The sequence below is a fragment of the Thiofaba sp. EF100 genome (genome assembly GCF_039822285.1).
Classification (GTDB): Bacteria; Pseudomonadota; Gammaproteobacteria; order Halothiobacillales; family Halothiobacillaceae; genus Thiofaba.
In genome coordinates this window covers 199,417-220,916 of the sequence record NZ_JBAJEY010000001.1, presented here as the reverse complement: position 1 = coordinate 220,916, position 21,500 = coordinate 199,417, and the positions used below count along the sequence as shown (strand labels likewise).

The window sequence follows — 21,500 nt, the reverse complement described above, 5'->3', positions numbered from 1 at the left end:
GTTCGGCGCCCGGATAATCCTTGGCCCCGCCATGCAACGACGATGCCGCCATGTGGTTCCGCGCCCTGAGTCTCTACCCCCTGACCGCCCCCCTGCCCTTCGGGCTCGATGACCTGGAGGCCGCACTCGGCCATCACCCATTCCGTCCCTGCGGCCCCCTGGAGCTTGCCAGCCACGGTTTCGAGCCGGTGCTCGGGCCCAAGGCGCAGGCCTTCGTGCATGCCGCAGAGGGCGTGTGGACGGTGCGCTGGGTGAGCGAAGAGAAGCGCCTGCCGGGGGGCTTTGTGCGCGAGCAGCTGGCCGAGAAGGTGCTGGAATACGAGGCCCGGGAGGGCCATGCCCCGGGATCGCGCGAGAAGAAGGAGATGCGCGAAGGGATCGAGCACGCCCTGCTGCCGCGCCTGATTCCGCGCCGTCGCCGCATGTTCGCAAGCATCGACGCCGAGCGCGGCTGGGTAATGGTGGACAGTGCGGCCAGTAAGCAGGCCGAGGCCCTGCTCGGCGCCCTCCGTCAGGCCACCGGCACCCTCCCCGTCGCCCCTTGGCGCACCCAGGAAGACTGGGGCGCAACCATGACCCGTTGGCTCGCCACCCGCCAGCTTCCCGAGGGCTTTGAACTGGACCAGACCTGCGTCCTCACCGCTCAGGAGGAAGAAGGTGGCACCGCCACCCTGCGCAAGCACGATCTCACCGCGGAGGAGGTCAAGGTCCACCTGGCCTCGGGCAAGAAGGTGACCCGCCTGGGCCTGGTGTGGCGCGACCGGATGAGCTTCGTGCTGGATGCCGCAGGCGTGCTGCGCAGCCTCAAACCCACCGATGTGCTGCTCGAACCGCTCGAGCAGGCGGACGATGACGACGCCATGGCGCGCATGGATCAGACCCTTGCGCTACAGAACATGACCCTGCGGGCCATGATCGATGACATCGACAGCGCGCTGGGAGGGTTGGCCGCACGCTCATGAGCGCGTGGCCATGGCGCCTTTGCCGAGTACACCGCGCTCCAGCAGGCCATCCCACAGGCGCGTCCAGGTCGGCCAGCTGTGGTCGCCCGGAATGGCGAGAACGCGCTCGGCAGGCAGCAGCCTTTGCAGGGCTAGATGTCCATAGACCAGCTTGTCCAAGCTTCCGTAGCCCATGAAGATGGGCGGGGCGGATGGATTGCGTGCGTTCTCTTCCAGCCAGGCCCATAGCTCCGGCTCGAAGCCCTCAGGCATGAAATCCATCCAGGAGTCCTGATGCTTGGGGGACCCTTCGCTTACCAGGCGTGCAATGGCATTCCTGCGCCCGAGGAACGGGGCCAGCAGCACAATCCCGCGGATTTCTTCCGGATGCTCCTTGGCATAAAGCAGACTCCCCAGCCCGCCGAGAGAGACCCCCACCAGCCAGATATCCGAATAACCCTGCGCGCGGGCAGGCAAAATCACGTCTTCGTGCAGTTGATCGACAATCCTGCCTGAAAGGAAATAGCCGACATGGCTATTGACGGCGACTGTATCAGCCTCCACCCCGTGGCGGCGAAGGGCCTCGTGGAAGCCGTGCTTGCGGAAGTCCTGTGCGGAATCCTCAATACCCGGAAGGAAGACGACGAGCGTCTTGTGGCGCCCGGTCATGCCCGCGGTGTCCTGACTCATAGGGGCGCCGGGCCAGTACCGATAGGCAGCACACCCCCCAAGCAGAAGGACAATGGAGGTAAGCAGGAGTATGAGGATGATGGCACCATTCATGGAGCGGGCCGACATGATCCTATCCTCCCCAGCATGGTACGGTTCGAAGTCAAACATGCCCAACCCCGGCCAACGACATACCAATGAAGGAGATAGGCCTCCTTCAGGCACAGCAGCCATTGTCCCGGTGTTTCATGGAACACATCCTCGGCTGCACAAGGATGGGCCCTCAACCCAAATCCTCGGGCCATATAGAGACATCTGGCCAGATGATAGCGATTACTGAGCAAGATCACGTCTTGCTGGTTTTCCCACATGGCTTGCACGTTGTAGATATTCTCCAACGTGTGTCGCGAGCTTTCCTCAATGTGAATGTGTTCGTCTCCCACGCCAAGAGAGAGCAATACATCCCTGCCCGCGCCCGATTCGGAGATATCGTGACTGCCCGTCCGGCCGCCCAAGAGGATGAGATCCAGCGCAGGCCGGGCACGATGGAGGAGATAAGCCCGCTCAAGCCGCAGAAGGTAGGGGTCAGGCACTCTCCCATCATCCCTCAGGCGCATGCCGAAGACCAGACAGGCCCCTGCTGCAGGTGGATTCGTCGTCGCCTGGCGGGCGACTTGCAATACCCGTAAGCACAGGATCATGAACAGCAGCCCCCCGCTTACGATGAAGGCGACGTGGGAGAGGAACAAGGTGAACAGTCCGTCAGGTCCGATGTCCCGCAGGGCGACCCTAGGTTGATGTGGTGGGGGGAGTGGCATGGGAACAAACACAAAACCCCTCGCGGAGGAGGGGTTAAAAGGAAACGGGTGCTCAGGTGGAGATCACATGGCGGCGAGGTTGGCACGGATGGCCTTGTCCAGATTCTGAACCCAGCCGTTGTAGTTGCTGTGAATGTTCTGGCCGTCGTAATCGAGGTTGGTGCTGTTCTTGTACTTGATGGTGTAATTCTGCTTGGTGTAGAGGATATCGACCTGCGCCATGTGGCTACGCAGCATCAAGGTGCCAAGCATGTGGCCATTGTCCACATCCTTCATCTGCCAACCGAGCCTTGCGCCGGCATCGAGGATGGCCCTGCGCACATCATCCTGCGTGTACTTCTGCGTGCTGGTGGTCACCGGGGCATCGACCACATCCTGTACCGGCGCAGACTTGCACCCCATCATGGTTACGGTCGAGAGGATGATAACGGCGGCTAGCGTTTTCTTACCCAACATGTCCTTCATTCCCTGTCTTGGTTATGGTTCATGACCGCTGCTGGAAAGGCAGCGATCGGTACATATCCTAATCATCGTTCCGCAGGCTTTCCAGTCTCGCAGGGGCGATGATTCCCGCCGGACTGCGCAAGGCGCTGAGCAGCCCCGGAATATACATTCCGCGCCGCAGGAGTTTCCCCCCCACCATGCGCACGATCGCCCAGGTATCTTCCAGGGGGCGGTAATGACTGGCGCGCCGGTCTTCCGGGTAGATGGTTTCGATCGGTATCTGCAGGGTGCGGATCCCCGCATGCGAGGCCTCGATCAGGATCTCGCTCTCAAGCACGAAGCCGGTACGCCTGTCCGGGCCAGGGCTGACAAGATCAAAGGCTTGGGCAGGATAGATGCGGAAGCCGGACTGGGTATCAACCATTCTCTGGCCCGCAGCCCAGGATATCCAGAAATCAGCGAACTTATTGGCGAACCGGCGCATGGGCGGTGCCTTATCGCGCCTATTCAAGCGCGCCGCCACGACGATGCTGTCCGGATAGCGCTGGGCCACGGTGACGAGGCTTGCGATGTGATGGGGAGGATGTTGACCATCGCCATCAAGCGTGACGATGGCCTCTGCCCCCTGCTCGATGGCCACGCGCGCCCCACGCCACAGGCTCGCGGCCTTACCCAGGTTGGCCTCGTTGCGGATGACCTGTACCGGCAGCCCGGCCAGTACCTGGGCCGTCCCATCCACGGAGCCATCATCGACGACGATGATGCTTGAGGCATGCTCACGCACCTGGCCTACGACCGCGGCGATGGTGGCGACCTCGTTATAAGCCGGAATGACAACGCTGAATTTCATGTGATGCTTCATCCTTTTGCCTGTCCGCGGGCTTGCTCCTTGGGTCTCCGAATCAGCGGAGGACAGATCGAAGCCTGACTTTCAGTGGTGGATCTTCCACTGCCCGAAGCAGATCTTGGGAAGAGCGGCAAATCTACTTGCTCAGGCCATGGCTCCGTTGATGGAAATGACCTGTCCCGAGATATAGGCAGCCTCTTCCGAGGCCAGGAAGGCCACGAGGCTCGCGACCTCCTCCGGTCGCCCCGCCCGCTTCATCGGTACCAAGGCCTGGATGCGCTCACGGTCGAACACATCCTCCGTCATCGAGCCCTCGATCACTCCGGGTGCAACCACGTTGGCGGTGATGCCACGTGAGGCAAGTTCAATGGCCAGAGACTTGACCGCACCTGCCAGACCCGCCTTGGCCGCGGCGTAGTTGGCCTGCCCCCGGTTGCCCATGATGCCGGCCACGGATGACATAGCGATGACCCGTCCCCAACGCGTACCGATCATCGGCAGTAACAGAGGGTGGAGTGTGTTGTAGAAGCCGTTCAACGACACGTCGATGACTTCGTGCCAGGCTGCCGGGGCCATGCCGGCAAGCGGGGCGTCGCGGTGGATGCCGGCATTGCACACCACCGTCTGGATCGGGCCAGCGGTGAGAAGTCCCTCAAGGCCCGTACGGGCCGCCTCGGTGTCCGTGACATCGAATACCGTGGCCTCGGCGCGCCCACCTTCTGCAAGAATGACTTCGACTACCGCGGCTGCCCTTTCCGGGCGCGAGTTCGCGTGCACGATCACGTGATAGCCGTCGCGGGCCAGCCGGCGGCAGATGGCTTGGCCGATGTCTCCGCTTCCGCCCGTGACGAGTGCGCGTTTCATGGATGGTGTTCTCCTGGCTTGGGCATGACCGTCACGCGAGCCTCGGCGACCGGTTCGCCGCCGGCCTCGACGCGGATGGCATAAATGAAACTTCCTCCCGCGCCCCCCAGGCGGCTGGCATGGATGCGTAGGGGGTGTTTGATGTCGTGCAGGGTGTCCCGATGGAGGTGCACGCCGCGAACGGCGGCGAGATAGCCGCCCTGCCCCACCGGCTCGCCGGCCGCCTGGGCCAACAGCCCGCCGTGGATCGCCATGGCCTGTGCACCGTATTCGATCGCACAGATCGCTGCCAGGCGGCCGGCCTCACGAAGAGGGAGATCAGCCGCCCGATGGCTGTTCGTCTCGCACTGGATCTGGACCGCATCCCAAGCAAGGACGCGTTCAATCAGACACATCCCCCCTGCATGAGGTATGAGGGTTCGTATGGCTTCCTGATCCAGGATCATACGGCCAGCCCGAGCGTGACACTGCTGCCATCCAGGTAGGGAAGTCGCACCGACCTCTCCGAGCCGATGGCCATGGCGCACAGCAGGGGCAGCGCCCGCGCGGAGGGGTTGGCAAGGCGCAGGCCCTCCAGCGCAGGATCTGCCGCAAGGGTGTCAGAGGGCTCCGCGGTGATGGCCCCAAGCTCAAGCCAGACTCCACCTGACCTCGACGCCCAAGGTTGCAGCACGAGGGCGCAGGCAAAGGGCTGGTCGATAGGACACAAAGGATGCAAGCGCTCAGGGGTGGAACCGTCGTACGCCACGAGGAGCACGGACCGGGCTTCGGTATGCACCAGGCTCATCGCATCCATCAGCCCGGAGGCGAAGCTCGCCTCCCCGGCGGAAAGACTGGTGGATGCCGCATGTGATTTCCGCCCGAGATGCCAATAGCCCGCAGGAGCATTGTGCACCGAGTTGTGGAACTGGGTGGGAGAAACGGGACGGTGCGGCTCAGCGAGCGCGGTACAGAGGTGGTCGATGACCCCCAAGTCCCCTTCGCTGCTCGCGAACACGGTGGACAGATCCACATGCTCGTCGCCCATGGCCTCCAGAGCCGCCTGCAGGGCAATCCGGATCACGGGGGTCATTCGCCGACGCTCGTTCGGCGGGCAGAAGGCTGGGGCCTTCGGTTCAAAGGGCGATGGGCTGTAGGGTGCCCGCCCGGCCAGAACAGGGATGGATGCCTGCCAGCCTTCCAGTCCTGGAGCGATCAGCCCCACGCCTGCGATCCGGACCTTCATGCCTCAATCCTCCCGAAGACCAGGCTGCAGTTGCTGCCGCCAAAACCGAACGAATTCGACATGGCATAGTCCACCCGCTGCTCGCGCGCATTGACTACGACGGGGGTGTGCAGGCTAGGGTCGGGCTGGCCAAGGGTCGGCATCCCCGGCACGAAACCGTGCTCGATCGCCATGCAGGCAAACAGGGCCTCGATCATGCCGGCCGCACCGAGGGTGTGGCCGGTGCCACCCTTGGTCCCGCTGCAGCAGACCTTGCCCCCGAAGACGGCCCTCATCGCCTGGTCCTCCGCCTGATCATTGGCACGCGTACCGGTCGCATGCAGGTTGACGTAATCAATATCCGACGGGGAGAGTCCTGAGCGATCGAGGGCATCCTGCATGGCCCGCGCGGCCCACAGTCCCTCGGGGTGTGGTGTGGACATGTGGTAGGCATCGCTGCTTTCGCCATAGCCGATCAGGCCGATGCCTTCCGCAGCCGGCTCGAGCAGGGCAAAACCGGCCCCCTCGCCGATGGAGATGCCAGCACGGTCGCGATCCCACGGACGGCAGGGGCCGGAGGCAAGGAGTTCCAGTGCATTGAAGCCATAAAGTGTGGTGAGGCACAAACTATCGACCCCACCCACCAGGGCCGCATCGCAGAGACCCGCCTGGATGTGTCGCCAAGCGGTCGCGAAGACCTTTGCGCTGGATGAGCAGGCGGTGGAAATGACGTGCATGGGGCCGCGCAGGCCCAGCCATTCGCGCACGAAGCGCCCCGTGGCCGCCATATTGTGCGTCAGGGCATGATCGTGCTCACCTACCGGGAGATGTTTTTGGTCAGGTAAAGATGCGTAAGCATGCTCGGTGCGTTCGATGCCGGAGGTGCTGGTGCCGAGGAACACGCCGATCCGCGTGGCGCCGTGTCGGGCGATGGCGCGCCTGACACCCTCGAGGAAGCCATCCTGTTCCAAAGCGAGGAGGGCAAGTCGGTTATTTCGGCAGTCGTAACCAGCAAGGGAGGCTGGAAGGGAAACATCCTCCACCCCGTCCACCCGCCCGATCCAGGTTTTCGGGGTGGGTTCCTCCAGATCGATCGGGCGCAGGGCGGAACGCCCCCCGCGCAAGCCGCTGAGCGAGGCTGTCCTGCCTGCTCCAAAGGCGTTGGTAAGGGTGTAGTCGGCGATGCTTAGGAGCTTCATGCGTCGTTGCGGCATCAAGGTTGATTCAATGCCCCCCCCGGGGGCCCATCAATAAGGCAGCGCCGAGTGCCAGCGGCACGCCGAGGCTGACGGTCAGTCCGATGGCGTGGAGCACCGGGATAGGCGATCCGGCCAGCAAAGCGAAGACGACAGTCGTCGATGCCACACAGGCCAATAAGGCATGCAGGGTATGCGCCAACGACGATGCGTTGCCGCCGTGGGACTGGAGGAAAACCACATAGTCGATCGCGATCCCCAGCACGAGCAGCAGGGAGATCAGATGGAACAGGGTCAGTGCCTCCCCCAAAGCCAGCAGGGCAGCCACAGTCAACGCCATGGCTGCAAAAACGGGAATGATGGCACGGATGAGGGCGGCAGGCGACCTCAGCCAGAGCAGGAGGGCCAGAAGGATGGCCACACCAACCATTACGCTATTGGCCAGTGTTTCAGTGCGGAAGCGTGCCACCATGGCTTCGGTGTCCTGCTTGAGATCCAGCGCCAGGACATAGGCAGGACGAACAGGCCCCAAGGTTTCAGCCAGGCGTGTGGGGGAATAAACCCCGCGCAACACGACCAGCGCCGTCCAGGCATCGGCATCCTGGCGCAGCAGGCTGTCAACACGCAAACCAAGCGGGGTACCGCTTAGATCTTCTTTTCTGAGCAGGGGTAGATCACGCGCAAGCTCGACATCGGCGATGAACGGTGCGAACAGGCCGGTGCGGAAGGGCAGACCCTCCCCTGCCCGGGTAAGCCTTGCATACAGTTCATCCGGCAAAGGAAGCGCCTTGCGCCTGGCCTCCTGGGTGGCCTGACTCGGCAGATAGCGGGCTGCAAGATCAAACCCCTGGATGACGCCCTCCCTGACGAGATCATCCAATAGCGGGATGAGCATTTCGCTTTGTTGGAGGGTTTGCTCCAGATCCTGTCCCTTCACCAGGAGCAGATGACGGACGTCCGGTGCGCCAAGCGCTTGGCGCAATGCTTGATCCTGTAGGCGATCGGCGGACGGAATGGGGCTCAAGGCGCCCAGATCGTCCTCCCATGGCGCTGAGATGGTCAGGCTGTACCCCACGGCCAGGGCAGCAGCCCCGGCCAAGAACCACAGGCGAACTGCTGTGCGATGAGGGGAAGCCAAGGCGCGCGCCAGTTTTTCAGGACGCACCACGCGGCGGTCCGGGAATGTGCCTGTCAGGGCTGGCAGGACCCAGAGGGTGGTGATGGCTGCAGCCAGCAGCCCAGATGCAGTCATCACCCCGAGCTGGACCAGCCCGGGAAAGTCACTCAGGGCCAGGACTGCGAAGGCCATTGCGGTGGTCAGGGCGCTGATCGCCATGGGGGTGGCGATGGAATGTGCGGCCTCAGCCAGAGTGGAGCCTTTCCGATGTTGGCTGAACAGGTGAAGCGGGTAATCGACCGTCAGCCCGAGCAACACCATGCCGAAGGCCAGAGCGATACCATGGATCGGCCCTGTAAGGAGGGCGGTCACGGCGATGCCCACCATCAGGGCGGTTGCGAGCGGAACGACGCTCAGGAGTGCAACCTTCCACGATCGGTAAGCCACGAGGAGGATGAATGCCACCGCAATACTCGTCCATAGGCTGAGGCGGCGAATCTCTGTGCTGATGATCTCACGCGACTTGACCGCGAACACCGCCGGGCCAGTCATACGCAGGGTCAGGTCGGATGCACCTTTCACCTCCTCAAATGCCTTTTGAATCGCGTCGATGACCGCCTGTTGCTGTTCAAGATCAAATCCCGCTGCGGTGCTGTGCACCATCAGAAGCGCCTGCTGGCCGGCGGGATCGCACCATACCCCATGCTCCTGTGTGGGATTGAACCCCCCCTGCCACCCCTGCAGCAAGGAAGGGAGAAGCCCGACCGGATCGTGGGCAAGCCAACGCTTGTCCAGTAGGGGGAGTCCGCTGGAAAGCTCGGCCAGTCGCTGCTGTAGGGCCTGATGTAACTGCTCCTGTTCGAACAGGGCGGGCACCACCAGGGGGCTAAGCAGGAAGCGGTAGGCCAACAGCTCACCATCCAGCTCAAGGCCGGTCTGCCGGTCGCCATTGGCGACCTCAGCAATGAGGCTGTAACCCCGCAGTGCGGCAGCCAACTGTTTGCTTGCATGGGCGCGCTGGGGGGCATCGCCACCACTGATCGACAGCAGGATCAACTGTGCGGCGTGCCCAGCCCGTAACTCCCCCAGAAGGAGTTGCTCCTCCGTGGAACTTCCGGCAGGCAGAAAGACGGAGAGATCGTGGGTCACTTCGAGCCGGGTGCTCAGCCAGGCCACAACGAACCCCATGGTCAGAAGCCAGACCAGCGGGGGGAGTGCGCGCTTCAGGTTCATGGCGGGAGAATGCGCATGTCGCTCTGATCGCCGCCACGTTCATGAGTCACGGCCCGCAGAAGCAGCGCTCCCCTGCCCTGAAGGCTCAAGCGCTCAACCTGGTCGGCCACGCGGCGATCCAGAGGTGTCAGCTCGAGGCTCCAGGCATCCTGACCTTGTTTGCTGAAACGTACCTCGAAATAGCGACGCAAACTGGCCAAGTCTCCCGAGAGGGTGGCGCGGAATGCCTCCGCTATGGCTCGCAGGGCGGGATGAGTGTCGATGTCGATGCGACTCAGCTTGCCATCGCGCTCAATGGTCAGGGTGTTCTTTTCAAGGACATAGTCCTCACGGACGGGAGTCTCGACCACCTTGATCAGTTGGTCGGGTGCCCTGAACTGCAACCGACCGCGCAAGACCACAGGGCTGGCCAGTGCCGAAAGGTGCCTCTCCTCCTCAAACCGGGCCGCCGTTTCCTGCCGGGTGGCGAAAGCCGCCATCAGCTCCTCAAGGTTCTCTGCTGCCATGGCTGAGCCTCCTGTAAGGAGCGCTCCAAGCAGAATCAAGTTAATGAGACTTCGTGTCCTCATTCCAAAAATCGTAGAAATTGAACCAGTTATAGGGCGAAAGCCTTGTGTAGTACTCGAGCCGTTCCACATAGAGGCGGACATAGTGCTGCAGCTTGGCTGGATCATGCGGCCGACCGAGGTCGACTCGCTCCACGAGGGGTTCGAAGTGCAGGTCATAGCGGTTGCCGCCTTGGTAAAGGCCAAACACAAGAAATAACGGCAGGCGAAGGCTGTGCGCGAGGATCATGGGGCCTGCGGGGAAGGATGCTTCCTTGCCCAGAAAGGGACAACATACTGACTTGTCGCTCTCTGCCACCCGGTCGCCGAGCAGGCCGATCAAGTAGCCCTCGTCGGCGCATTCCCTGACCTTGAGCAGGCTGTCGAAGGGGCCGAGAGGAATGATCGTCTCGGCCACGGCTGGATTGAGTTGATGCAGGAGGCGCGAGATCACCTGGTTGTGATCCGCGTACATCAGTACCTTGAGGCGAATGGCATCGTCCTCGACTGCCAGGGCGCGCAGGGCCTCGAAGCTTCCCAGGTGGGCACCGATCAGCAGGGCCCCCTCCCCGTCCTTCGCCCGTTGGCGAAGAGCTTCGAAACCGTGCAGGTGGATATCGAAGCGCTCGAGCTTTCCAGTGAGGAAATAGACTCGATCAAGGATCGTCGCGGCAAAGGTGTGTAAATGCCGCAGGCTGTCCCACGAAGTCGCCCGGCGTCTGAGGGCGCGGGCAAGAAAACGCTTGGAAGCCAGCCGGGCGCGCGGTGCGGCGACGTAAAAGTAGGCGGTAATCGGCAACAGCACTAGGCGAGCGACACCACGCGGCATGTTCAAGGCTATCCAGAGCATGAGGCGGACGAGCCACGGCGCGCCACGTTCGCGTTCGGTCAACCACTGACGACTCAAGATCGATCCTCGTTGATCTCAACATTTAACAGGCCGTGCGCCACCGGTTGTCCCGCATGTTGGCAGACAAAGCTGAGACGTCCCGGAGTCGACTCCTCCAGTACGATGTCGAGGTGCTCACCAGGGCGCCAGGGCTGCACGAATTTGGCCTGTGGCAGGCCACGGACCCGGCACCGGGGCCAGCCCCGCGCCACGGCCTGCAGGACCCGGTCTAGCAGAAGCACGCCCGGCGCAAGGGGGTTGCCGGGGAAGTGGCCTGCAAGAGTCGGATGCTCAGCTTCGAGCAGGGTGGTTTCTCTCCAAACCCTCATCCGGGCCTCCGTTGCTGATCGAACAATCGCAGCACGTCTTGGTGTGCGAGCTTGCCTGTCTCGTTGCGCGGCAGGGCGTTGACCCTGTACAGCGGCCGGGGTAAGAACACCGGGTCGACATGCTCGGCCAAGGCATTGAGGACAGCACGCGTGGGGAGCCCGGGCGCCACCACGAGGCCGGCGGGGCGCTCTCCTCCCTCAGGCATGAAGATCACTCCATCCTCGACACCTTCGATCTGGCGCAACTTGAGATTGAGATCCGCGAGCGATGCCCGCTTGCCGGCAACATTGACCAGGTCGCTGTCACGGCCGAGGAGTTCAAAGTGCTCGTCACCCAACAGCTGAATCCTGTCGTTGAGTGCCAAAGGCGCAGGGCCGACCCCATGCAAACGAGGCCCGCTCGCCGTCATCTCGAGATGCAATCCATCCAGCAGGCGCCAGGCTTCGCCGCAAGCCGTTCGGCGCGTGGCGACGGCCCCCGTTTCGCTACTGCCGTAGATCTCAAGGACCGGGGCTCCCATCACGGCCTCTGCCTGCTGAGCGAGTTCCAGGGGCAACACATCCGTGGCCGAGAGGATGAATTCCAGCTTGGGCCACTTCACCCCTGCCTCAATGCAGGCGCGCAGATGCAGGGGGGTTGTCACGAGTGCACGAGGTTCGGGCAGCGTGGCGAGGGTGTCAGCCACGTCCGCAGGATAAAACGGGCGCCCCGAGAAAGCGGACAGCGCGTGATGCAACGGCAGCAGGATGGACGTCTCCAAGCCGAACATGTGCTGGGGAGGCACGGTTGCGACCAGGTGCAGGCCATCCAGTCCCCCGACCAGCGCAGCAAGCCGCGCATGGATGCGTTGGCTGCCGGCCAGAAGCCCTGACCAGCGCTTGGGCTGCGGCTTAGGGGTTCCGGTACTGCCGGACGTGTAAAGGATGACCGCATCGAGTTCCGGGTCGACAGAAGCTGACCCCTCGGGCACACGCGGTAGTGTCTGCCGGATGAAATCGTCATCCACGAACAGGGCGCCAGGCCAATCGGCCGAGAGCTGCTCAAGGGTACGGGGCGCCCGGTTGGGCGGAAGCAGCGTGGTGACACCTGCTTCCAAGGCGCCAACCAGCCCTGCGGCAAACTGGGTGCGATCCTCACACAGGTTGAAGACGGCCCGCGTGGCCCCTCTCAGGCGGGCAGCCACGCCATGCGCAAGGGCAAGAAAATCCCGGCGGGAAAGGTGCTGGCCGCGGCTGCTGAAGACCACCTCCTCGCCCCCGGAAGAATCGAGCAAGGGGGTGTTCAAACGCGTCGTTTTCATGGTCTGCTGCCCGCGCGTATCTGCCCCATCCCGCGGAGGAAGGCGCCGAAGTCGGGGTTGGCCTCGCCCCGTAGGACCCGTCTCCGTACCATGAACTCGGCAATGAAAACAAAGGCGATCAACAGGTAGTTGAAGCCATTGGTGAACAAGGACCAGAGTTCGACCGTCGCGAACAGGGCGAGATAGAGAGCACCGAATCCAAGCAGTGCAAACACGACGACCCATACCAGGGTCACCGCGCGGGTGTAGCGGATCGCCTTGGGCGAGAGGGGACCTTCAAGCTGACTTGCAATCCTTGTCACCCATGGCGTCCGTCCAGGAATAAGGCTTGAGGCGAACAGGAGCATCAACCCAAGGGGAAGGATGACCGGGACATAAAACAGCCATGTAAGCGCCATCCCGCTCCACGCCCCCAGCCCGAGAAATAGAAGGGGCAGGAGGGCAAACCATCCCCTGACCGTCCCGCCTGCCCGGATGGCCCCCAGCACCCCGGGCAGGACCAAGAGCCCAAGAGCCAGGGTGGCGCCGACCGCCGATCCCCTGCTCGCGGCTAGATGGCTCGCCAGGGGAAAGGCGATAAAAAGCAGGAGTGGCCAGCGCATAGATGAGAGCGCGAAAGCCGATGAGTCGTCAGGCCGACTGGCTGGCAATGTGCGCGCTCAGCGCGCGCAACGAGGAGAAGATGCGCATGTTGTCAGGCGAATCGGAACGGAGCTGAAAGCCGTACCGACGGCTGATGGCTAGGGCAATCTCCAGCGCATCGATGGAATCGAGCCCCAGACCCTCGCGGAACAAGGGGGCAGCGGGATCGATCTCGTCGGCCTGGATGTCCTCCAGGTTGAGGGCGTCGATGATGATCTGGGCAACTTCCCGCTCATGGGGAGTCAGGTTCGGGTTCGTCATGATGAAACATCCCTGCATATCGAAAGGCGAAGCATCTGCAATGTTAAGGAATGCAGAGCGCAACCTAGTCAAATTTTAATGGTTCAACTCAGGCGTGAATAGCCTGAGAAGCCAATGAACGCACGTGAAAAGGCCAGGATGCTGTTGCTCCTGGTTAACCACGGCAAAGAGGTTCCCCGTCAAAGCGGATCCCCTCCCAGCCATGGCGCATGAACAGGCGGATATTGGGGTGCCCGATCCCCGCGGGGTCGTTTAGCACAGCCTGGTAGTGCTCACCGAAGCAGGCCAGGGTTTCGGCCTTGGAAAGGCCGTTAAGCCGGGCGAAGGCGAACACCTTGCAGGAACCTTCGTTGACCCCGGCCGGGCTGTCGAGCCGATCTTCCCCCACACCATTGCTGAAGGCGGTGGGGGTGTAGTCGTACAGCTCGGCGATCAGCGCCAGCGTGTCGGCAAACGGGACGAACTCGTCATGCAGGCGCTGGATATGGGCCTGGATGCGTGGATCCTTCATCGCTTGCCCCGATGCTTGAGCTGTTCGAGGTCACGCACCGCGCCGCGGGCCGCGGAGGTAGTCATAGCGGCATAGGCCTGCAGGGCCAGGCTCACCTCACGCTCACGGGCCATGGGCTGCCAGGCGTGGATGCCCTTGGCCTCCATCGCCTCACGGCGGCGGTGGAGTTCCTCCTCGCTCACGTCCACAGCGATGGTGCGGTTGGGGATGTCGATCATGATCAGATCCCCCTCCTCCACCAGGCCGATGGGGCCGCCTTCGGCCGCCTCAGGCGAAACGTGGCCGATGGAGAGGCCGGAGGTGCCGCCGGAGAAACGGCCATCGGTGATCAGGGCGCAGACCTTGCCCAAGCCTTTGGACTTCAGGTAGCTGGTGGGATAGAGCATCTCCTGCATGCCGGGACCGCCCTTCGGGCCCTCGTAGCGGATGATGACCACGTCGCCAGCGTTGATTCTGTCACCCAGGATGGCCTCGACCGCGGCGTCCTGGCTCTCGAAGATGCGCGCCGGGCCATGGAACTTGAGGATCTCCTCATCCACGCCCGCGGTCTTGACGATGCAGCCATCCGGGGCGAGGTTGCCGTACAGCACGGCCAGGCCGCCATCCTGGCTGTAGGCGTGGGCGCGGTCACGGATGCAGCCGCCCGCGCGGTCGAGGTCGAGGTCCGGCCAGCGGGTGTCCTGGGAAAAGGCGGTCTGGGTCGGGATGCCGGCGGGGCCAGCGAGGTAGCGGGTCTTCGCAGCCTCGGCGGCGGTCGGGCGGGCGATGTCCCATTGGTCCAGGGCCTCGCCAAGGGTGTTGCTGTGCACGGTATGGCAACCGGCGTGGATCAGGCCGGCGCGATCCAACTCGCCGAGAATGCCGAACACACCACCGGCGCGGTGCACGTCTTCCATGTGGTATTGCTGGGTGCTCGGCGCGACCTTGCAGAGGTGCGGCACCTTGCGGCTGATGCGATCGATGTCGGCCATGGTGAACTCCACCTTGGCCTCATGCGCGGCGGCGAGGAGGTGCAGCACGGTGTTGCTGGAGCCGCCCATGGCGATGTCCAACGCCATGGCGTTCTCGAAGGCCTCGAAGGTGGCGATGGAGCGCGGCAGCACACGCTCGTCGTCCTGCTCGTAGTAGCGGCGTGCCAGCTCGACAATCCGGCGCCCGGCCTCGAGGAACAGCTCCTTGCGGTCCGCGTGGGTCGCCAGGAGCGAACCGTTGCCCGGAAGGCTCAAGCCCAGCGCCTCGGTCAGGCAGTTCATCGAGTTGGCGGTGAACATGCCGGAGCAGGAACCGCAGGTCGGACAGGCGGAACGCTCGATCTGCTCGACGTCGGCATCGCAGGTGTTCGGATTGGCGGCCTCGATCATGGCATCGACCAGGTCGAGCTTGATGACCTTACCCGCAAGGCGAGTCTTGCCGGCCTCCATCGGGCCACCGGAGACGAAGATCACCGGGATGTTCAGGCGCAGCGCGGCCATCAGCATGCCCGGGGTGATCTTGTCGCAGTTGGAGATGCATACCAGGGCATCCGCGCAGTGGGCGTTGACCATGTACTCGACCGAGTCGGCAATCAAATCGCGGCTCGGCAGGGAATACAGCATGCCGCCATGGCCCATGGCGATGCCGTCGTCCACCGCGATGGTGTTGAATTCCTTGGCCACGCCCCCCGCCTTCTCGATCTCACGCGCCACCAGCTGGCCCATATCCTTGAGGTGGACGTGGCCCGGCACGAACTGGGTGAAGGAGTTGGCGATGGCGATGATCGGCTTGTCGAAATCGCCATCCTTCATGCCGGTGGCGCGCCACAGGGCGCGGGCGCCGGCCATGTTGCGGCCGTGGGTGGTGGTGCGGGAACGGTAGACGGGCATGGCATCCCTCGGAACACTGGACGGAAAGATGGACTATTCTACACGGCAATGCACCCGAATAACCTTCATGCCCGGGGGCTTCCAGAGACGTCCGGCATTCGCGGAGGCTGTCTGATGGACATCATCATCGTGGTTGACAACATCAAGTGTAGCGGCTGCGCCAACAGCATCCGCACGGGGCTGCTCAAGATCTCCGGCGTGATCTCGGTGGAGGTCGATATCGGCGGGGAGAGCGTGTTGATCGCGGCAGACCGGGATGTGCGCCTCCAGGCCATCGAGCGCCTCGCGGCGATGGGCTACCCCGAGAAGGGCAGCGCGGAAGGCATGCAGGCGATGGGGGCCAAGGCCCGCTCGTTCGTCAGCTGCGCCCTCGGGCGCCTGGACAAGGGAATGGGGTAACCCCGCTGAAACAACGAAGGCCGCATGATGCGGCCTTCTTTCCTTCGCCCGGACGGGCTTGGATCACGCGGCGTTCTTCAGGGCCGCGATGCGCTCCTCCAGCGGGGGGTGGGTCATGAACAGGCGGGCCAGGCTGAAGCCCTCCTTGCCACCACCGTTGATGCCGAAAGCGGCCATCTGGCTCGGCAGATGGCTGGGCTCGTGCATGGCGCGCAGCTTCTCCAGCGCCGCGATCATCTTGTGGCGGCCGGCCAGGCTCGCGCCGGCGGCATCCGCGCGGAATTCACGCTGACGCGAGAACCACATGACGATGATGCTGGCGAGGATCCCCAAGACCAGCTCGGCCACGATGGTGGCGACGATGTAGGCGATGCCATTGCCCTCTTCGTTCTTGAAGATCACGCGGTCGACAAAGTTGCCGATGATGCGGGCGAAGAAGATCACGAAGGTGTTCACCACGCCCTGGATCAGGGTCAGGGTGACCATGTCGCCGTTCGCCACGTGGCCAATCTCATGCCCCAACACGGCCTCGGCCTCGTCGCGGTTCATGTAGTTGAGCAGGCCGGTGCTCACCGCGACCAGGGCATTGTTGCGGCTCGGGCCGGTGGCGAAGGCGTTGATCTCAGGGGAGTCGTAGATCGCAACCTCCGGCATGGCAATGCCGGCCTTGTCGGCCTGACGGCGCACGGTCTCCATCAGCCACAGCTCTGTGGAGTTGCTCGGCTGCTCGATGACCTGTGCACCCACGCTTTGCTTGGCGACCCACTTGGACATCATCAGCGAAACGAAGGCACCGCCAAAACCGAATACGGCCGCGAACACCAGCAGGCTGCCGAGATTGAGGCCACCCGGTCCGTTCATCGCTCCGAGGCCGAACACGCGCGAGATGATGCTCCACGAGAGGGTGAGCACGATCATGATCGCGATGTTGGTGGCTAGGAACAGGAAGATGCGTTTCATGCGTCGATTTTTCCTTCAATGGGGATGCGGCTTATTAGATAGGGATTTTCGTCAAGAATTCAATCGTTGGAGCGTACGGTTTCCAGTCGCTCGGCCCGGGTAAAGCCGCGGGGGAGCGGACGGCCGCGCCGGGCGCGCTGGCCGACCATGCCCTGCCAGTCGGCGGGGGAAAGGTTGAGATAGCGGTTTGCTGTGTGCACGCGCAGGCTGTCGCTCTTGCTGAGCAGGGTAACGGCGAGCAGAGGCTCGTCCCGGCCCAGGGCCATGAGCTTGCTGCCACGACCGCCGCGCCCTTCTTCGAGCAGCTCTTCCAGCGGGAAGATGAGCAGGTTGCCGCCGCCCAGCAGGGCCACCCAGGCATCTCCGTCGCGTACCGGCACCGGCGGCAGCAGGTGCGCCCCTTCCGGCACAGTGATCAGCGCCTTGCCCGCGCGCTGGCGGCTGTGGGCCTGCTCCAGCGGGGCGACGAAGCCGAAGGCCGCACTGGAGGCGAAGAGGTAGCGATCCTCCGCCGGACCAAGCAGGACATGGGGCACCTGCACGCCTGCTGGAAGACTGAGGCGACCGGTGAGCGGTTCGCCATGCCCGCGCGCGGACGGCAGGGTGTGCGCGGGGAGGCTGTAGGCGCGGCCGGTGGCATCAAGGAACACCGCCAGCTGGGTGCTGCGTCCCACGGCTTGGGCCTGGAAGGCATCGCCGGTACGGTAGGCGAGGCTCGCCCCATCCACGTCATGACCCTTGGCCAAGCGCACCCACCCCTGCCTGGAGAGCACGATGGTGACCGGCTCGCTCGGGATCAGGGCGGTCTCGTCCAGGGCCTGGGCCGCCTGGGCCTCGATGAGCGGGGCGCGGCGTGGATCGCCATGGGTCTCGGCATCCGCCAGCAATTCCTCATGCACCCTACCCCGCAACTTCGCTTCGTCGTCGAGCAGGTTGCGCAGTCCATCGCGCTCCCGGGCCAAATCGGCCTGCTCGCCGCGCAGCTGCATCTCCTCCAGCCGCGCCAGGTGGCGCAGCTTGAGTTCGAGGATGGCCTCGGCCTGGGTGTCGGAGAGGCCAAAGCGCGCCATCAGCACCGGCTTGGGCTCGTCCTCGTGACGGATGATGGCGATGACCTCGTCGATGTTGAGGAAGGCGATGAGCAGGCCATCGAGGATGTGCAGGCGGCGCTCGACCCGTTCCAGCCGCCACTGCACCCGGCGGCGCACGGTCTCGATGCGGTAGTTCAGCCATTCGCCCAGCAGCTCAGGCAGGGACATGACGCGCGGGCGGCCATCCAGGCCGATCACGTTCATGTTGACCCGGTAGCTGCGCTCAAGGTCCGTGGTGGCGAACAGGTGGGCCATCAGCGCCTCGATGTCCACGTTGCGGCTGCGCGGCACGATCACCAGGCGCGTCGGGTGCTCGTGGTCGGACTCATCGCGCAGGTCGGTCACCAGTGGCAGCTTCTTGGCCTGCATCTGCGCGGCGATCTGCTCCAGCACCTTGCTGCCCGAGACCTGGTACGGCAGGGCGGTGATGACGATGTCGCCCTCCTCGATCTCATACCGCGCGCGCTGCCGCACCGAGCCCTGGCCGCTGGCGTACATCTTCAACAGTTCCTCCCGCGGGGTGATGATCTCCCCCGCGGTGGGGAAGTCCGGCCCCGGCAGGTGCTGGCAGAGGGCCGCGGTGTCGGCGTCAGGGTGATCGAGCAGGTGCACGCAGGCCTGCACCACCTCGCGCAGGTTGTGCGGCGGGATGTCGGTCGCCATGCCCACGGCAATGCCGGTGGTGCCATTGAGCAGTACGTTCGGCACGCGGGCCGGCAGCAGCGCAGGCTCCTCCAGGGTGCCGTCGAAGTTGGGCTGGAAGTCCACCGTGCCCTGCTCCAGCTCGCTCAAGAGCAGGCGGGCGTAGGGGGTGAGGCGCGCCTCGGTGTAGCGCATGGCGGCGAAGGACTTGGGCTCGTCCGGCGAGCCCCAGTTGCCCTGACCGTCGATCAGCGGGTAGCGGGTGGAGAACGGCTGAGCCATCAACACCATGGCCTCGTAACAGGCCGAGTCGCCATGCGGGTGGTACTTGCCGATCACATCGCCCACGGTGCGGGCGGACTTCTTGTGCTTGGCCGCGGCCGAGAGGCCCAACTCCGACATGGCGTAGACGATGCGCCGCTGCACCGGCTTGAGGCCATCCCCGACGTGCGGCAGGGCGCGGTCGAGGATGACGTACATGGCGTAGTCGAGGTAGGCCTTCTCGGTGAAGCGACCGACGGGCAGGTGTTCGATATGCTCGGTCAGATCAGGACGCATGGGTAGGGTTGGCCTCCAAGGTGACTAAACCACCCCGCGCCGTAAGCCCAGGATGGCGAGGGCGAGGAACAGCACGGGGGGGAGCAGCGCAGCAAACCAGGCGGGCAGGCCGATCAAGAGCCCCCCCTGGGTCAACAGGCGGGTGAGGATGAGGATGGCAAGCCCAAGCAGGATGCCGAGCACCATGCGCTGCCCCGCCCCGCCCGTGCGCCGGGTGGCAAGGGCAAAGGGTAAGGCCAGCAGCAGCATGGCCACCACCTGCAGCGGGGCAAACAGCTTGCCCCACCAGGCCAGCCAGTAGGACGCGCTCTCCAGACCGTTGGCATCCAGGAAGCGCGCATAGCGCCACAGCTCCTGCATGCTCATGTACTGGGGCAGCACCACCAGCACGTTGAGCAGGTTGGCCGGCACCAGGGCGGGCAGCCTACGTTGCGCGTCGAACGCCATGCTCACGGACTCGGGCCGGAAGGTGTTGCTGCTCACCTTACTCGCCTCCCAGCCCTGCTCGCCGGGGGTGGCCTGCTCCAGCAAGAGGGCCTCGCGCAGGGTCTGATCGGGGCCGAAGGCGAAGGCGCGCACCTGGTGCAGCTCGCCACCGGGGGTGACATAGCCCAGGTGCACGAAGCGCTCCTGCTCGCGCAGCCACAACCCCTGTTCGCCCTGCATGGAGAGCGTGTGCCCCAGTGCCTCGGCCCGCATCAGGCGCGCCTGGGTCTGGCCCAAGGGACCCAGGGTCTCGCCCATCAGCATGCCGACGAGTCCGAGCAGGACCCCGGCAGCCAGCACCGGCCGCGCGAGCCGGCCGAGCGAGACCCCCGCGGCACGCATGGCGGTAATCTCGTTGCCGGCCGCAAGCTGACCCAAGGCCATCAGGCTACCGACCAGGGTGGCGAGGGGAAAGAACTCCAGCATATAGCCCGGCAGCATGTAGAGGACGAAGAGCATGGCCTTCCCCAAGGTGTAGGCCCCCTCGACCTTGTCGATCTCATCCAGCAGCAGCAGGATCACGGCCAGCCCGAGCAGAGCCCCGAGGGTGACCAGGGTGCCTCCCAGGACGGTGCGCAATACGTAGAGGTCAAGCCGCATGACCGGCCCTCCCCATCGTGCGGACGAAGGCCCCGTGGCGCCAGTACAGCACGCCGATCAGCGCCAGCAGGACGAGGTGCGGCAGCATGAAGCCGAGCGTGGCCTCCAGCCGGCCAGCCTCCACCAGCTTGGCGGCCAGGGTGATGAGGTTGTAATAGGCGACGTAGATCAGGATGCCAGCACCGAGGCGGGCAAAGCGCCCCTGGCGCGGCGCGGTGCGTGCGAGCGGCAGGGCCAGCAGGGCGAGCAGGAGGGCACTGATCGGCTGGGCGGCCCGCTTGATCAGCTCGGCACGATCCACGGGTTGCCCGCTTTGCCAGAGCTCGAAACTCCCCTGCGCGGAGCGCTTGCGCTGGGCGGCCTCGGCGGTGCGCTCCAGGCCAAGATCGATGCGGTGCTCGGCGAAAGTGATCACCCGCCAGTCGCCCTGACCGATGACACCGTCGTAACGCCGCCCATCCTCCAGCACCAGTTGCCGCACCCCATCCGCATCCTCGATCAGCCTGGCGCGGCGGGCACGTTCCACCCCCTCCCCCTCCGACAGCCGGGTATGCACGAACACCTCCTCCAGGGTGCGGCCATCCTCTGCCAGACGCTCGGCATACACCGTCACCCGGCCTTGGTCCGCCACCAGGAAGCGGCCGATTGGCAGGCGCTCATAGAGGGCGGCGGTGCGTGCCTGCTGCAGCATGGCATCGCGTGCACTCTGGGTGGCGGGCCATTGCACCAAGGACAGCCAGGCGACGATGAATGCCCATGGCAGGGCGACGGCGAGGATGGGGCGGGTCAGGCGCAGCGGCGAGGCGCCGCAGGCCAGCATCACCGGGATCTCCTGATCGCGGTACAGGCGGCCGAAGGCCAGCAGCAGACCGAGGAAGCCGCCGATGGGCAGGATGAACAGCAGGAACTTGACCCCGTTGGCCCACAACAGGCCCGGCAGGATCTGCACCGGCAGCGCACCGTGCATGACGGTGGAAAACAGCTGCACGCCGATGTTGGCCATCATCGCCAGCCACAGCACGCCACTGACCGCGAGCATCCCGAACAGGGCCTCGCGCATCAGGTAACGGTCGAGACGGCCGGGCATCACA

At 64.3% G+C, this 21,500-nt stretch carries 21 protein-coding genes; 2 read left to right on the top strand and 19 right to left on the bottom strand.

The genetic code is table 11. The annotated features are described in order from the left end of the window. The first annotated feature begins 50 nt into the window (after window positions 1-50). A complete protein-coding gene (locus V6D91_RS01115) occupies window positions 51-962 on the top strand; it encodes a recombination-associated protein RdgC (protein ID WP_347317345.1) in 912 nt (303 codons plus the stop codon). On the opposite strand, the gene V6D91_RS01110 is transcribed toward V6D91_RS01115, so the two are convergent. From V6D91_RS01110 to ilvD, 15 genes are all read right to left on the bottom strand, one after another. Further along, on the bottom strand, window positions 957-1,610 hold the full coding sequence (locus V6D91_RS01110; protein WP_347317344.1) for an alpha/beta hydrolase: 654 nt from the start codon (window positions 1,608-1,610) through the stop codon (window positions 957-959). The genes V6D91_RS01115 and V6D91_RS01110 overlap by 6 nt on opposite strands. Window positions 1,611-2,491: 881 nt before the next feature. Next, window positions 2,492-2,884 (bottom strand): hypothetical protein, encoded by a 393-nt coding sequence (locus V6D91_RS01105; RefSeq protein WP_347317343.1) that lies wholly within the window; start codon window positions 2,882-2,884, stop codon window positions 2,492-2,494. Between the two features lie 67 nt (window positions 2,885-2,951). Then, window positions 2,952-3,734 (bottom strand): glycosyltransferase family 2 protein, encoded by a 783-nt coding sequence (locus V6D91_RS01100; RefSeq protein WP_347317342.1) that lies wholly within the window; start codon window positions 3,732-3,734, stop codon window positions 2,952-2,954. A 129-nt stretch (window positions 3,735-3,863) separates the two neighbouring features. Next, window positions 3,864-4,583 carry a 3-oxoacyl-ACP reductase FabG gene (gene fabG, locus V6D91_RS01095; protein WP_347317341.1) on the bottom strand — a complete coding sequence of 240 codons (720 nt, stop codon included), beginning with the start codon at window positions 4,581-4,583 and terminating at the stop codon, window positions 3,864-3,866. Then, window positions 4,580-5,029: a hypothetical protein gene (locus tag V6D91_RS01090; protein WP_347317340.1), complete on the bottom strand. Its 450-nt coding sequence runs from the start codon at window positions 5,027-5,029 to the stop codon at window positions 4,580-4,582. The genes fabG and V6D91_RS01090 overlap by 4 nt, the downstream gene beginning before the upstream one ends. Beyond that, complete coding sequence (locus V6D91_RS01085) at window positions 5,026-5,808, bottom strand: beta-ketoacyl synthase chain length factor (protein ID WP_347317339.1); 783 nt, start codon at window positions 5,806-5,808, stop codon at window positions 5,026-5,028. Before V6D91_RS01085 ends, V6D91_RS01090 begins: the two co-directional genes overlap by 4 nt. Then, complete coding sequence (locus V6D91_RS01080) at window positions 5,805-6,986, bottom strand: beta-ketoacyl-[acyl-carrier-protein] synthase family protein (RefSeq protein WP_347317338.1); 1,182 nt, start codon at window positions 6,984-6,986, stop codon at window positions 5,805-5,807. The genes V6D91_RS01085 and V6D91_RS01080 overlap by 4 nt, the downstream gene beginning before the upstream one ends. A 25-nt stretch (window positions 6,987-7,011) precedes the next feature. Beyond that, window positions 7,012-9,333: an MMPL family transporter gene (locus tag V6D91_RS01075; protein ID WP_347317337.1), complete on the bottom strand. Its 2,322-nt coding sequence runs from the start codon at window positions 9,331-9,333 to the stop codon at window positions 7,012-7,014. Beyond that, window positions 9,330-9,839 (bottom strand): LolA-related protein, encoded by a 510-nt coding sequence (locus tag V6D91_RS01070; protein ID WP_347317336.1) that lies wholly within the window; start codon window positions 9,837-9,839, stop codon window positions 9,330-9,332. Before V6D91_RS01070 ends, V6D91_RS01075 begins: the two co-directional genes overlap by 4 nt. Before the next feature lie 40 nt (window positions 9,840-9,879). Continuing rightward, a complete protein-coding gene (locus tag V6D91_RS01065; RefSeq protein ID WP_347317335.1) occupies window positions 9,880-10,785 on the bottom strand; it encodes a lipid A biosynthesis acyltransferase in 906 nt (301 codons plus the stop codon). 307 nt (window positions 10,786-11,092) lie between these two features. Further along, window positions 11,093-12,397, bottom strand: a complete 1,305-nt coding sequence (locus tag V6D91_RS01060; RefSeq protein ID WP_347317334.1) for an AMP-binding protein — start codon at window positions 12,395-12,397, stop codon at window positions 11,093-11,095. After that, the gene (locus tag V6D91_RS01055; protein WP_347317333.1) at window positions 12,394-12,999 is read right to left on the bottom strand and encodes a hypothetical protein; all 606 of its coding nucleotides are present in this window, start codon (window positions 12,997-12,999) and stop codon (window positions 12,394-12,396) included. Before V6D91_RS01055 ends, V6D91_RS01060 begins: the two co-directional genes overlap by 4 nt. Before the next feature lie 28 nt (window positions 13,000-13,027). After that, a complete protein-coding gene (locus V6D91_RS01050) occupies window positions 13,028-13,300 on the bottom strand; it encodes a phosphopantetheine-binding protein (protein ID WP_347317332.1) in 273 nt (90 codons plus the stop codon). Window positions 13,301-13,454: 154 nt separating this feature from the next. Next, complete coding sequence (locus V6D91_RS01045; RefSeq protein WP_347317331.1) at window positions 13,455-13,811, bottom strand: HopJ type III effector protein; 357 nt, start codon at window positions 13,809-13,811, stop codon at window positions 13,455-13,457. After that, window positions 13,808-15,673 (bottom strand): dihydroxy-acid dehydratase, encoded by a 1,866-nt coding sequence (gene ilvD / locus V6D91_RS01040; RefSeq protein ID WP_347317330.1) that lies wholly within the window; start codon window positions 15,671-15,673, stop codon window positions 13,808-13,810. Before ilvD ends, V6D91_RS01045 begins: the two co-directional genes overlap by 4 nt. A 120-nt stretch (window positions 15,674-15,793) precedes the next feature. Between ilvD and V6D91_RS01035 the strand changes: the two genes are divergently transcribed. After that, window positions 15,794-16,072 (top strand): heavy metal-associated domain-containing protein, encoded by a 279-nt coding sequence (locus V6D91_RS01035; RefSeq protein WP_347318078.1) that lies wholly within the window; start codon window positions 15,794-15,796, stop codon window positions 16,070-16,072. 63 nt (window positions 16,073-16,135) lie between these two features. On the opposite strand, the gene htpX is transcribed toward V6D91_RS01035, so the two are convergent. From htpX to lptF, 4 genes are read right to left on the bottom strand one after another with little or no spacing between them, the layout of a single operon-like run. After that, the gene (htpX, locus tag V6D91_RS01030) at window positions 16,136-17,032 is read right to left on the bottom strand and encodes a protease HtpX (RefSeq protein ID WP_347317329.1); all 897 of its coding nucleotides are present in this window, start codon (window positions 17,030-17,032) and stop codon (window positions 16,136-16,138) included. A 59-nt stretch (window positions 17,033-17,091) separates the two neighbouring features. Further along, window positions 17,092-19,323: a DNA topoisomerase IV subunit A gene (gene parC, locus V6D91_RS01025; RefSeq protein WP_347317328.1), complete on the bottom strand. Its 2,232-nt coding sequence runs from the start codon at window positions 19,321-19,323 to the stop codon at window positions 17,092-17,094. A 24-nt stretch (window positions 19,324-19,347) separates the two neighbouring features. Next, window positions 19,348-20,409: an LPS export ABC transporter permease LptG gene (gene lptG, locus V6D91_RS01020; RefSeq protein WP_347317327.1), complete on the bottom strand. Its 1,062-nt coding sequence runs from the start codon at window positions 20,407-20,409 to the stop codon at window positions 19,348-19,350. Then, complete coding sequence (gene lptF, locus V6D91_RS01015; RefSeq protein WP_347317326.1) at window positions 20,399-21,496, bottom strand: LPS export ABC transporter permease LptF; 1,098 nt, start codon at window positions 21,494-21,496, stop codon at window positions 20,399-20,401. Before lptF ends, lptG begins: the two co-directional genes overlap by 11 nt. Between the last annotated feature and the right edge of the window lie 4 nt (window positions 21,497-21,500).

What these genes read in the sequence shown, in the direction of transcription:
- V6D91_RS01115 (WP_347317345.1), top strand. Translation starts at nt 51, where the DNA reads ATGTGGTTCCGCGCCCTGAGTCTCTACCCCCTGACCGCCCCCCTGCCC.
- V6D91_RS01110 (WP_347317344.1), bottom strand. Translation starts at nt 1,610, where the DNA reads ATGACCGGGCGCCACAAGACGCTCGTCGTCTTCCTTCCGGGTATTGAG.
- V6D91_RS01105 (WP_347317343.1), bottom strand. Translation starts at nt 2,884, where the DNA reads ATGTTGGGTAAGAAAACGCTAGCCGCCGTTATCATCCTCTCGACCGTA.
- V6D91_RS01100 (WP_347317342.1), bottom strand. Translation starts at nt 3,734, where the DNA reads ATGAAGCATCACATGAAATTCAGCGTTGTCATTCCGGCTTATAACGAG.
- fabG (WP_347317341.1), bottom strand. Translation starts at nt 4,583, where the DNA reads ATGAAACGCGCACTCGTCACGGGCGGAAGCGGAGACATCGGCCAAGCC.
- V6D91_RS01090 (WP_347317340.1), bottom strand. Translation starts at nt 5,029, where the DNA reads ATGATCCTGGATCAGGAAGCCATACGAACCCTCATACCTCATGCAGGG.
- V6D91_RS01085 (WP_347317339.1), bottom strand. Translation starts at nt 5,808, where the DNA reads ATGAAGGTCCGGATCGCAGGCGTGGGGCTGATCGCTCCAGGACTGGAA.
- V6D91_RS01080 (WP_347317338.1), bottom strand. Translation starts at nt 6,986, where the DNA reads ATGAAGCTCCTAAGCATCGCCGACTACACCCTTACCAACGCCTTTGGA.
- V6D91_RS01075 (WP_347317337.1), bottom strand. Translation starts at nt 9,333, where the DNA reads ATGAACCTGAAGCGCGCACTCCCCCCGCTGGTCTGGCTTCTGACCATG.
- V6D91_RS01070 (WP_347317336.1), bottom strand. Translation starts at nt 9,839, where the DNA reads ATGGCAGCAGAGAACCTTGAGGAGCTGATGGCGGCTTTCGCCACCCGG.
- V6D91_RS01060 (WP_347317334.1), bottom strand. Translation starts at nt 12,397, where the DNA reads ATGAAAACGACGCGTTTGAACACCCCCTTGCTCGATTCTTCCGGGGGC.
- V6D91_RS01055 (WP_347317333.1), bottom strand. Translation starts at nt 12,999, where the DNA reads ATGCGCTGGCCACTCCTGCTTTTTATCGCCTTTCCCCTGGCGAGCCAT.
- V6D91_RS01050 (WP_347317332.1), bottom strand. Translation starts at nt 13,300, where the DNA reads ATGACGAACCCGAACCTGACTCCCCATGAGCGGGAAGTTGCCCAGATC.
- V6D91_RS01045 (WP_347317331.1), bottom strand. Translation starts at nt 13,811, where the DNA reads ATGAAGGATCCACGCATCCAGGCCCATATCCAGCGCCTGCATGACGAG.
- ilvD (WP_347317330.1), bottom strand. Translation starts at nt 15,673, where the DNA reads ATGCCCGTCTACCGTTCCCGCACCACCACCCACGGCCGCAACATGGCC.
- htpX (WP_347317329.1), bottom strand. Translation starts at nt 17,032, where the DNA reads ATGAAACGCATCTTCCTGTTCCTAGCCACCAACATCGCGATCATGATC.
- parC (WP_347317328.1), bottom strand. Translation starts at nt 19,323, where the DNA reads ATGCGTCCTGATCTGACCGAGCATATCGAACACCTGCCCGTCGGTCGC.
- lptG (WP_347317327.1), bottom strand. Translation starts at nt 20,409, where the DNA reads ATGCGGCTTGACCTCTACGTATTGCGCACCGTCCTGGGAGGCACCCTG.
- lptF (WP_347317326.1), bottom strand. Translation starts at nt 21,496, where the DNA reads ATGCCCGGCCGTCTCGACCGTTACCTGATGCGCGAGGCCCTGTTCGGG.